Source organism: Williamsia sp. (assembly GCF_036566845.1).
GTDB lineage: Bacteria > Actinomycetota > Actinomycetes > Mycobacteriales > Mycobacteriaceae > Williamsia.
The window spans coordinates 42,869-52,872 of sequence record NZ_DATCVM010000271.1 but is presented as its reverse complement, the minus strand read 5'-3'; the positions used below and the strand labels follow the sequence as shown (position 1 = coordinate 52,872).

Genomic DNA, 10,004 nt, shown 5'->3' with positions numbered 1-10,004 from the left:
CGTCACCGGCCGGAGGTACGCTGCCTGACGAATCGAATCAGCGCCGTGTGCCTTTCACGACGCCGGCTGACGATATCACCTAAGCAGAGGCTAACCTTATTCAACTGGATACGTAAGCTCGAAACCTTACCGGGGCTTATTATGACCGTAACGATCATTTTTGGTGGCAGGTGGGTCACTTACAACCAACGGAAGCGCAATTGATGTTCGAGAACGCAGTATGGGTGGTCACCAGGTGACCGCTCTCGACGTCATCTCGGAACCGGCCGTGACCGTGACAGATGTCCACAAATCGTTCGGGCCGGTCCAAGCTCTCCGCGGCATCTCCTTCACGGTTCCCCGCGGCAGTGTGCTCGGCATCCTCGGACCCAATGGCGCCGGCAAGACAACGTTGGTCGACGTGTTGTGCACCCTGATCCCGCCGGACGCCGGACGCGCCACGGTCGCCGGTCACGATGTGGTCACCGGAGCCCCCGGAGTACGTCAGTCCATCTCGATGACCGGCCAATACGCCGCGCTCGACGAGACCCTCGGAGGGCGCGACAACCTGATCTTCTTCGGACGGATGCTGGGCCTGCGCCGGATCGCGGCCCGCGATCGCGCCGACTATCTCCTCGACCGGTTCGACCTGGCCGACGCCGCCAAACGTCCCGTCTACTCCTATTCCGGCGGGATGCGCCGTCGGCTGGACATCGCCTGCGGACTCGTGGTGGAACCTTCCGTGGTATTCCTCGACGAACCGACCACCGGACTCGACCCGCGCAGCCGGCAGGCCGTCTGGTCCCTCGTCGAAGCCCTCAAAGCCGACGGCATCACAACCCTGCTGACCACCCAGTACCTCGAAGAAGCCGACCGCCTCAGCGACAACATCATCGTGATGGACCGCGGCCGGGTCGTCGCCGAGGGCACCGCCGACTCCCTGAAGCAGCAGGTCGGCGGTAGCTATTGCGAAGCGGTACTCGACAATCCCGCACAGGCGGCAGCACTGGTAGGCGTCCTGACCAGAGATCTGGGCAACCGTCACCGCCCCGCGGTCAGTGCCACCGACACCGTGACTCTCGCCGCCACCGACGGCGTCGAGACGATGGCCCGCGTGATCGCCGCGGCCAAGGCTGCCGGCATCGGTCTGCAGGATGTGGGGCTGCGCAACCCGTCACTCGACGACGTGTTCCTGACCCTCACGGGCGATCGGCCCAGCACCCCCGCCGGCGAGACGATCACGTGAGCGCACCATCGGTCTCCGATCGCATCGCCTGGCCCGACGCCACCGATCCGTCGGTGGTGACGCGAGGTCCGGCGTTCTGGCGGCAGTGGCTGACGTTGACGGGCCGCGCGGTCAGGTCCGCGCACACCGAAGGTGAGTTCGTGATCGCGGTGGTGATGCCGATCGTGTTCGCGCTCGGCTTCTACCTGCCGCTGCGGCTGATCATGGCCGACCGCGGCCTCGACTACGCGCAGTTCCTGATGCCGATCATCGTCCTGCAGGCGATCGCGTTCACCGCCGTCGCCGCCGCCCAGCGTGCCACGCTCGACAAACTCCGCGGTATGAATCGGCGTCTGTCCTCGATGCCTGTTCGGCCGCTGGCCCCGCTCATGGCGCGGATGAGCACCTCGATGCTCCGCTCGGTCATCTCGATCGCCGCCGCCCTGGTGTTCGGCGCGCTCCTGGGATTCCGTTTCGACGGCGGACCGATCGACACCCTCGGATTCTTCGCGTTTTCACTGGCAGTCGGATTCGTGCTCGCGATCGGTGCCGATTCACTCGGCCTCATCGCCAGCGGTCCCGAAGCCACCTCGCAGCTTCTTGTCCTCCCGCAACTCGTTCTCGGGTTGCTGTCCACCGGGTTCGTACCGGAATCCGGCTTTCCGGAATGGGCTCAGCCGTTTGCCCGCAACCAGCCGATCTCGCATTTCGCCGGCACCATGCGCGAACTCGCCGAAGGTCATCCGACCATCGCCACCGCCACGCCCGCGTTGCTCTGGCTCGGAGCACTGACGGTCGCGTTCATCGCGCTGGCCCACCACACCCAGACCCATCGGCGGTTGTACCCGTGACCCGTACCGCCACGACCGCTGTCGTCAACCCCGATGCACTCCCTTTTCCGCGCCGCGATGCCTGGGCACCGGAGCCGAGCCCACGGGCTCTGGTTCGTGGTTCTCGGCTTCAGGCCGAACGCATCCTGACCAAATGGGCGAAGGACCCGGCGACGCTGCTGCAGTCGCTGCTCTTCCCGGCTCTGATGGTGCTGTTGTTCTGGCTGGTCCTCGACCGTTCCGTCAGTTCGCACACCGGCGAGTCGAGTGCATTCGGGATGGTCCCGATGGTCGCACTCGTCGGAGCGATGTCTGGGGCCTCGATCAGCGGTCTCGGGCTACGACGCGAGCGCACCTCGGGCCTGCTGACGAAGATGTGGGCACTCCCCGTACACCGGGCATCGGCGATGGTCGGCCGGCTGGCCGCCGAGGCGGTACGCGTGGTCGTGACGGTGACCTTCGTGTTGCTGGTCGGCACGCTCATCGGCTTCCGGATCGAGACCGGCCTCGGCGGATACATCGGGATCCTGGCTGTTTCAATGATCTTCGGCTTGTCGTTCTCGATCATGGTGACCGCGTTGGCCTTACGGAGCAAGGACTCCCACATCGTCGAATGGGTTGCCATCGGCACCAACCTGGCCATGTTCTTCAACACCGGTTTCGTTCCGGCCGACGCCTACCCGGCATGGCTCCGGCCGATCGTCGAATACCAGCCCCTGAGCTGTGCCGTCGAGGCCATCCGCGCCTTTGCGACCGGCGGCGCGCTGATGGAACCGCTGCTCCTGACCGCCGGCTGGTCGGCACTGCTGATCGCGGTCTTCACCCGGCCCACTCTGCACGGCTATCGCCAAGCCGCAACGCGCGGCTGATCAGACGTAGAAACTACGGTGCCGGATGCTGCCCCGGATCCGGCCGACCAGGTTGCCGGCGTGAAAGAGCCACCGCCCGGTCGGTACCTTCGTCAGCCACGTCGGCAACAGCGGGTTGCGAAACAGCAGATACAGCAACACATCAACGGTTCCGTACCACGCCCTGGGCGGCATCCCGTAGTGCCGATAATCCGAATACAGCTGGGCATCACCTTCGCCGCACATCACCGACTGGCTCCAGATCCCGGACAGTGTATCCCGGAGTCGGTAGGCGACCAGCGCGGTCGGTGAATGCCCCATCACGCCGCCGGCCAACTGAACCCTGATCGTGAAATCCGAATCCTCGGCGCCGCGGTTGTAGTCGACGTCGAAGCCACCCACACGTGTGAACATCTCCGTCCACACGCCGAGGTTGCATGTTGGTGATACCTGCATGAAGCCGGGGAACTCGTATGGAACGTCCGGTGGCAGCATGTCCCGCCAGCTTCGCACCAGCGGGGAATTGAATGTCGCGGTCTCGACCGCGCCGCCGACCGCATCGAAGTACCGTGCTGCGGAGGTCAGCTCCTGCAACCAGTCCGGACCGACACGGTCATCGCCGTCGCAGAACGCCAGGAAATCACCTTTGGCCAGAGCCACGCCCTCGTTGCGCGCATGCGAGCTTCCCCGACGCGAACTCGCGTCGACCCACCGCAGAGTCAACACGTCGTTCAACGGATGACGCTCGATATGCTCACGCATCCCGTCGGTCGACCCGTTGTCTGCGATGAGCACCTCGAACGGGTGGGGATACGTTTGTGCCGCCAGCGCTTCGAGCTGTTCGTCGATCAGGCCGACCACGTTGTGGACCGGAATGACAACCGAAACAAGTTCGGGCCGTTCGTGATCGACGCGGACTCGTCGCTCGCGACGCGGCGTCACCGAGGCACGACCACCGCTGGCACGCTGAAGTGTCCTCTCCGGTATCCGCCCGGTCTCACCCCGGATCGCGGCCCGTAGACCGGCTGCGGTCAAATACATCCGCGTTGCCCGCTTGCTGCCGATGGCCATGGACCGACCACGCAAGAAGTTGTCTTTCAACAGAGACACCACGCACCACAGCGGCTCGCTGCGCGCGTACCGGCGATACAGAGTCCACCGGTTTCGGGCAATGTAGTAGTGCCGGAAGGGCGCATCCTCAGAGAACTCGATCCCCGCCCCCGCACCCCGCCCTCGCAGGATCCAACGCACCGGGCGCGGCGGCTGCCACACCGCCGGCTGACCGAGTCGATGTGTGATGACCGCTCCCGGCACGATCAAAGCGTGGCAACCATGCGCCCGGGCGCGTAGATAGAACTCGGTCTCGACACAATCGATGAACAGACTCTCGTCGAACAGTCCGATCGCGTCGAACACCGTGCGGGTGATGGCCAGTCCCGACTGGATCGGTTCGAATGCCAGCGTCAGGCCCTTGTGGGCGAACCAGAAGGGTGCGACATCGTCGTTGATGGCGAACGGGGACAACATGACCGAAGTCAACCCCACCGAATCGGCCAGATCGAGATGGTCGAGGATCCGATCGATGTAGTCGTCGGCCACCACGGTGTCCTGGTCGAGGGTGAGCACCACGTCGGCACCGGCATCAAGCGCTCGGCGCACACCGGTGTTCAGGGCACGGGCGATCCCGTAGTTGTCCGGCAGTTCGACGATCTTGGCCCCAAGTGCCTCACACCTGTCCAAGATCGACCGGACGTCACCAGCCGGTGAGGTTCGTAGCGACGGTGATCCGTCGTCCACGACCCACACCGAATCCACTTGACCCACAATGCCGTTGACGCAGTCAATGAGGTCGATGCCTGACTCGAACGCCGCGACCACCGCAACCACGGACGTCATCGATTCACCCATGCCCGCCTCAACTCTCCTCGACTCTTGTTCCCGTATTGCCCAAAGCCCGGTCCACCGCCGCGGCGGTTTCGGCAACCGCGGGTGCACGCATCATCGAGTGGTGGTCGCCCGCGACCTCAGACACCTCGAGTACACCGGTGGCGAGACGTTTCCAGACCCCGAGATCGTCGGGGTTCTCGCGGGAGCAGATCAGGTGGACCGGCCCGGAATACGGTGTCGGATGGTGCTTCTTGATGAGTTCTCGGCCCAGATCCCAGAACACCGTCCATTGCAGCGTCGTCGGAAGGCGCAGAAGTCCGGCCGTTGATACCAGCAGCCGCATCATCACCCGATTCCACAGGACCGCGATCTGTGATTGCTCGGCTCCCGCCCGGGCAGCTGCGTCATCGTCGCCGGCGCCCCGGTCCGGAAGTGCCGCCCTATCGGCGCCCGAGTCGTCGTGACGTGCGCTCCGCGCGGACGCCGCCTCGCCGGTGACCCGAGCCAGCAACTCCGGCTCGAACAGCGGGTCCAGCAACAGCACCTGCTCGCACTCCTGCCCACTCCGGCGCAAGATGGTCGCAGACTCGAGCATCACGAGTGCTCCCATCGAGTATCCCGCCAACCGGTAGGGGCCTTCAGGCTGAATCGATCGGATGTCGCGAACCGCGCGGCGCGCGGCGGCGCGGATCGAACGATCCGCTCGACCTCGGTTTTCCAGCCCATGCGCCTGGATGCCGTATACCGGTAGATCCGCATTCAGACTCCGGGTCAGCGGCAAGAGACTGGCCGCGGGACTGCCTGCTCCGGCCGCCAGGAATAGCGGTCTGCCTTCACCGGAGCGCAATTCGGTGATGGAACTCGCGCCCGCGGTGCTCGCGCGATCCCGATGAGCACGATCGAGCGTGGCAGCCAGTCCGGCAATCGTCGGTTCTCGCGCGAAGTCCGAGGACGGGATGTCCACCAGCCAACGCTCCTGCAGCCCGCTCAGCATCTTCGCCGCGGCCAGTGAATCGCCACCGAGCGAGATGAAATCCTCGTTGCGGCCCGCGGTTTCCAGACCCAGGACCTCACACCACAGATGCGACAGCGCGGCCTCGGTGGGTCCTCGCACCGGTTCGGGAGACCGGGGCGCGGGCGGCGGCAAGGCATTCCGGTCCACCTTGCCACGCTCGTTGCGCGGCAGCGCCGTCATGACCACCACATCGCGAGGAATCATCCATGGCGCCAGGGTTTTTGCCAGTTCGGTCCGGATCTCGGCCGGTGACGGAGTCCATCCCGCTTCGTCGATCGCGACGTGTGCGATCAGCTGACCGGCCTCCCGGTTGGCGGTGACGACTGCTTCTGTGGTCCAGGGCAGGGAACGCAGCGCGGCCTCGACCTCCGCCGGTTCGACCAGATAGCCGCGGATCTTGACCGCATCGTCGCACCGGCCGAGCAGGTGCAGCTGCCCCGATTCGTCGAAGCGTCCCAGATCGCCTGTGCGGAGCCGGAATCGACCATCCCCGAGCGGTACGAACTTGGTCGCGGTCATCTCGGGATCTCCGTGGTACCGCAACGCCATATGCCCGGACTCGACGTGGACCTCGCCGGTCTCACCCACCGGAACATCGGTTCCGGTGTCGTCGACGATCCGGACCAGTTTGTCCGTCGCCGGAGTACCCACCGGGATCACGCCGGTTGGAAGGGCCCGTTCCGGCGGAAACGAATTGAACGCCAGGTTGCCCATCTCCGAGGACCCGGACCAGCTGCAGTACACCGCATCCGACAACAGGGTCCGCCGCAGATGCTCGATATCCGTACTGTGGATCGGCTCTCCACAGGTCGAGAGCAACCGGACATCGGGCAGCTGCTCCCCGGGCGACAGTTCCGGCAGCCAGGCCCGCAGCAACGAGGGCGTGCAGTGCACGGTGCTGGCGCCTTCGGCGGCAAGCCAGTCGAGTAGCCCGGTGGTGCTGCGCCGCCGGGAATCCCAGAGCAACATCGTCGCCCCGTTGAGAAGAGACATCACCAGACAATCGAAACCGGCACCGAAACTCAACGGCAACAGCACTGCTGCCCGGTCGGAGTCGTCGAGCCCCATGAACTCGTGCCCGTCGCGCGCCTGATTGACCCAACCGCGCTGGGAATGCACCAGCCCCTTGGGTTTTCCGGTCGACCCGGAGGTGAAGATCATGACCGCCGCATCGCCGGGTTCGGGTTCTGCAACCGTCGCCTGGACCCGGGGCAACTCCGCGATCTGCGACGGTGACAACCGCGTCGCGCCGGACAGGGCCAGGATGTGGTCGCGCCGATCGTCGGGCAGCAGCGGGTCCAGCAGGATCACCGGATGTCCCGAGCTCAGCACGGCCAGCACCGCGAGCACCGACTCGACATCGGATTCGATGTCGATGGCGACCGGCTGCCCTGGTTCGGACACGGCGGCGGCGACCGCACCGGCACGCTCATCGGCAAACGCTCGCGCGGCGCCGTACGTGATCGACCCGTCGGGCGTGACGACCGCGAGATGGTCGGGTCGCGCCGCAGCCGTGGCACGCCACTGTGCGACAGCGGATTCCGGCACGGCGGTCGGCGACTCGATCACCCGAGCAGTCCCGCTTCGATGGTGGGCCAGGACCGGTGCAGTTCATCCTGCCAATACAGCCAGGAGTGCGTGCCCTCCGTCGGCAGATGGATCTCGGCCGGAATATCCAGTTCCCGCAACCGATCCGCCATCGCCTCGGTGCAATAGCGGGTCGCGGCCTCGAGTGCGCCTCCGACGATGATCTGGTTCTCGACGGGCGGCGCACCGGGGGCCTGCGACTCCGGCGTGTCGTAGCGTCCGGCGGCCCCGCTGCCGCTGGAGAGATACAGGGACAGCCCGCGAAGCTTCTCGGCGTTGACGTACGGGTCGCGTTCGACCCAGAGCGGCGAGGTCGCCGGGCCCCACATGTTGTCGGCGTTGCCGCCGCTCGCGGTCAGGACGATGCCACGGACCGCGGCCTGTCCCAGCGGGGTGCTGGTCTGCGCGCACCCGCTGTAGGAGGCGACCGACCGGTAGAGGCCGGGAGCCGAGATGGCGAGGTCGAGGACCGAGGTCGCCGACATCGACAACCCGGCGATCGCGTTTCTGCCGTCCGTCGCCAATGCGTCGTCGATGACAGACGGGAGTTCGGTGGTCAAGAACGTTGTCCACATCGGACGGCCCACCGTCGGGTCTTCGGCGATCCAGTCGGTGTAATAGCTGCCGATCCCCTTCGACGGGATCAGGACGTTCACGAACTTGTCGGCGAAGAACTCGCGCGCATCGGTCTGCGCCAGCCAATTGGCACCGTCTTCACCACCGCCCGCCCCGTTGAGCAGATACAGGGTCGGGGCACCGGCGCCGCCGGCGGGCCTGATCAACTGGAACGGAATGTCCCGGTCCATCGACGGCGAGTGGACGGTGATCTCCCACAGGTTGCCGTCGAGTTGCACGAGCGACGTGACACGCGCACCCTCGACGGCTGGATCAGCCGACGCGACCGGCGCCGCGAACAGCGCGGTCAGCACAACAAAGGACGCCAACATCAGTTGGAGGCATCGGCGGGAGCGACTGTTCACCGGCGCAGACGAAGCGGGCAGCGAATCCGTGATCAAGTTAGCGTTCATCACGGCTTAGGTTAGACTACCCTCGTTTCTCCAGGTCACACCCTCCGCCGTTCAGCGTCCGGGCAGGAATCGCAGCGCCTTGACGAAGGCGGGAACGATCCGCATGAACAACGACCGCGGGACGCCCTTGATGCCACCGAGTCCGATGATGCGTTGCTCGGCAACCGTCTGCGGTTCGGTGTATTTGAGGAGTCCCTCGACACCGTGGCGGCGTCCGACACCGGAACGGCCCATGCCACCCATCGGCGCGGCGGTCGACCCCCACGCGGCCGCGTAGCCCTCGTTGATGTTGACGGTGCCGGCGCGTAGTTCGGCGGCGATCTTTCGGGCCTCTTCGGACGAACCGGCAAAAACGCTGGCGTTCAGCCCGTATTCGGTGTCGTTTGCGCGCTTGATCGCCTCGTCGACCGAATCGACGGGATAGATCGAGACCAGCGGCCCGAAGGTCTCCTCTGCGTAGCAGTCCATACCGTCGTCGACACCCGAGAGGACTGTCGGCTCGTAGAAGAACGGCCCGAGGTCAGGTCGACGTTTGCCACCGGCCAGGACGACGGCGCCCTTGCCCTTGGCGTCTTCCACGTGTGCCTCGATGGTGTCGACCTGCGCGGCCGAGGCCAGCGAACCCATCTCGGTGGAGAAGTCGTACGCGCTGCCGAGGGTCATCGCGGCCACCCGGCGGGCGAACTTCGCGGAGAAGTCGGCGGCCACCGGGTTCTCCACGTAGATGCGTTCGATCGAGATGCAGAGCTGACCCGAATTGGAGTACGACGCGCGCACCGCACCCTCGACCGCCTTGTCGACATCGGCGGATCTGGTCACGATCATCGGGTTCTTGCCACCGAGTTCGGCCGAGAAACCGATCAGCCGGCGACCGGCCTGTTCGGCGAGCTGGGCTCCGGTGGCCGAGGATCCGGTGAACATCAGGTAGTCGGCCTGGGCCACGATCGCCTGCCCGACCACCGAACCCGGTCCGGGGACCACGGCGAACAGATCGCGAGGCAGTCCGGCCTGATACAGCAGTTCGACCACGGCCAGTGCGCAGTAGGGAGTCTGGCTGTCGGGTTTGAGGACCACACCGTTGCCGGCCATCAGCGCCGCCAGACCGTCGGACACCGCCAGCGTCATCGGGTAGTTCCACGGCGAGATCACCCCGACCACACCTTTTGCCTGGTACCGGACTCTGGTGTCGGTGGCGACGGGGAGCATGCCCTTGACCTTGCCCGCGGCCAGCAGCCTGGGCCCGGTCTTGGCGTAGTGCCGGGCGGTCATCGCCACATCCAGCACTTCTTCCTGGGCGTATCCGCGGGCCTTGCCGGTCTCGGCCTGCGCCATGTCGGCCAGGGCGTCGCGGTTCTTCAGGACCAGCGCGGCGAAGTCGGTCAGGATCTGTGCGCGCTCCCGCGGCCAGAGCTTCGACCACTGCGCCTGAGCAATCCGGGCCTTCCCGAATGCGACGGTCACGTCGTCGGCGGTACCGACCGGGATCGTGGTCATCTCGCTGCCGCTGAACGCCTCGAGCACCGGTCGGGTCTCACGGGCGTCGACGTCGTCGATCGCAATCAGCCCGCGAAGCCTGTCAAAAGTTGCCTGGCCTGGTTTTGCCAT

Annotated in this window: 7 protein-coding genes; 3 read left to right on the top strand and 4 right to left on the bottom strand. The window is 65.8% G+C overall.

Features of this window, described 5'->3' with window-relative positions; translation table 11 throughout:
- Positions 1-253: 253 nt before the first annotated feature.
- From VIQ49_RS26295 to VIQ49_RS26285, 3 genes are read left to right on the top strand one after another with little or no spacing between them, the layout of a single operon-like run.
- Entirely contained in the window at positions 254-1,225 is a 972-nt protein-coding gene (locus tag VIQ49_RS26295; RefSeq protein WP_414731725.1) for an ATP-binding cassette domain-containing protein, read from the top strand.
- On the top strand, positions 1,222-2,055 hold the full coding sequence (locus VIQ49_RS26290; protein WP_331889655.1) for an ABC transporter permease: 834 nt from the start codon (positions 1,222-1,224) through the stop codon (positions 2,053-2,055). The genes VIQ49_RS26295 and VIQ49_RS26290 overlap by 4 nt, the downstream gene beginning before the upstream one ends.
- Entirely contained in the window at positions 2,052-2,903 is an 852-nt protein-coding gene (locus VIQ49_RS26285; protein ID WP_331889653.1) for an ABC transporter permease, read from the top strand. Before VIQ49_RS26290 ends, VIQ49_RS26285 begins: the two co-directional genes overlap by 4 nt.
- Here the strand turns inward: VIQ49_RS26285 and VIQ49_RS26280 are convergent, their stop codons facing one another.
- The 4 genes from VIQ49_RS26280 to VIQ49_RS26265 all read right to left on the bottom strand — a co-directional run bounded on the left by VIQ49_RS26280 (position 2,904) and on the right by VIQ49_RS26265 (position 10,004).
- Positions 2,904-4,790: a glycosyltransferase family 2 protein gene (locus VIQ49_RS26280; protein ID WP_331889651.1), complete on the bottom strand. Its 1,887-nt coding sequence runs from the start codon at positions 4,788-4,790 to the stop codon at positions 2,904-2,906.
- 7 nt (positions 4,791-4,797) lie between these two features.
- Positions 4,798-7,353: an AMP-binding protein gene (locus VIQ49_RS26275; protein ID WP_331889649.1), complete on the bottom strand. Its 2,556-nt coding sequence runs from the start codon at positions 7,351-7,353 to the stop codon at positions 4,798-4,800.
- Complete coding sequence (locus tag VIQ49_RS26270; protein WP_414731724.1) at positions 7,350-8,318, bottom strand: alpha/beta hydrolase; 969 nt, start codon at positions 8,316-8,318, stop codon at positions 7,350-7,352. The genes VIQ49_RS26275 and VIQ49_RS26270 overlap by 4 nt, the downstream gene beginning before the upstream one ends.
- Positions 8,319-8,450: 132 nt before the next feature.
- Positions 8,451-10,004, bottom strand: coding sequence for a succinic semialdehyde dehydrogenase (locus VIQ49_RS26265; protein ID WP_331889645.1), 1,554 nt, complete (start codon positions 10,002-10,004; stop codon positions 8,451-8,453).